The organism is Gilliamella sp. Pra-s60, assembly GCF_009795755.1.
Taxonomy (GTDB): Bacteria; Pseudomonadota; Gammaproteobacteria; order Enterobacterales; family Orbaceae; genus Gilliamella.
Genome location: NZ_WTFA01000037.1, coordinates 1 through 1,401, shown reverse-complemented (window position 1 = coordinate 1,401; position 1,401 = coordinate 1). Strand labels below are relative to the sequence as shown.

The 1,401-nt window shown below is 38.3% G+C and carries 1 protein-coding gene; it reads left to right on the top strand.

Annotated elements, in window-relative coordinates:
• Nucleotides 1-384 (top strand): hypothetical protein (locus tag GQ596_RS10905; RefSeq protein ID WP_160401748.1); only part of this gene is annotated, 384 nt, incomplete at its 5' end.
• Nucleotides 385-1,401 lie beyond the last annotated feature (1,017 nt).

The following is a 1,401-nucleotide window of genomic DNA, read 5'->3' as shown; positions in this document are numbered from 1 at the left end:
GGAGGATTTCCAGTAAGTGTCATCAATAAACGGGTTCCTAACGCAGTACCGACTGTTTATGGATATAAGTTGCTTGGCGACTACGGTTTAAGTGGCTATCAAGCTTGGTATCAACAGCAGTACCACTTATACCAAAAAAGAAAAGCCCAACAAAACCAACCACCACAACCACAGCAAACCGTCACTCATACAAACGAAGTCACTGCACCGCAGTCATCGATTTTCACAGACTCCGAGCCAATAGTCGAAACCGCACTGAGTAACATAAACAAAACATTAACATTACAACATTTGCTGTTTTTATCATCATGGCAACCTAACAAATATCCGCCGATTGTGGATAGTGCATTTATTCAAGAGTTAAAAAACTATTTCAGCCAATAGCAGCGCACACGGTTCCCGATGGGGCTATTGTTTTGGGTGTATTTTTGCTAAAAACACATTAAGAAAAAACTTCAATAAAATCAATGTCTTTCCTGACCGATTTTTTATTAAAATAATGTCTTTTTTTGTTGGTGCATAGAATGGATTAGGTGCGGTGGTTTCGGACGTTTTGACTTTTTGCGAATAAAATAGCCACAGTGACCACGTCCGAGCAAAGGGAATTAAAGCGAATTCCCTTTGCAAACCCACGCTTTTGCTACAGAATGTGGCCTACGGCTACGCTACTCGTATCATCCTGATACTCGCCTCTACGAGGCCATCTTCGCTATGCTCAGATGTTCAAATTTGTTCCAGACAAATTTGTCCGCCGTCGCTCGGTCTTAACGCACAGGCTATGATTCGCTCCCGGCGAAGCATAGCCTCGCTCTGTTGTCGGCACATTCTGACGCCGTAACAAGACAGACAGCATAACCTTAGGTATTTTTTTTGAGTTGTTTTTGTGTTAAAAAGCAATGCAAAAAAACGGTCAGGAAAGGTATTGATTTTATTGAAGTTTTTATTTAACTCTTTTCAAACAAAATCAACCACTTGCATAACTAGCGTTAAATACCAACAACTAACAAATCCACAAAACCAATAAAAGCACACTCAGGATAACAAAACTTAACCGCAAAAAATCAGTCAGGAAATGTGTTGATTTTATTGAAGTTTTTTTCTGTCCGTTTTTTTGAATATAAACCTCTCCCACCCCTTTTTTTATAATAATTTAAAATTTAATAAAATCAAAATGTTAGAAAAAAGCTTAAAAAAAGGGATTTCAAAGCCAAAATTGTTGTTTATCTTTATATAACAAGATTTATCAAATTTTGAGTTCTACCTTAACGCCGTATAGGCGGCAATAAAAAATAAAGTTAATCACATAATTAAAAAGCAATCGGCTATGCTATCTGTTTTATTCAGGCGTCAGAATGTGCCGACAACAGAGCGAGGTTAGCACGCCAAACAGGACGTTTGGCG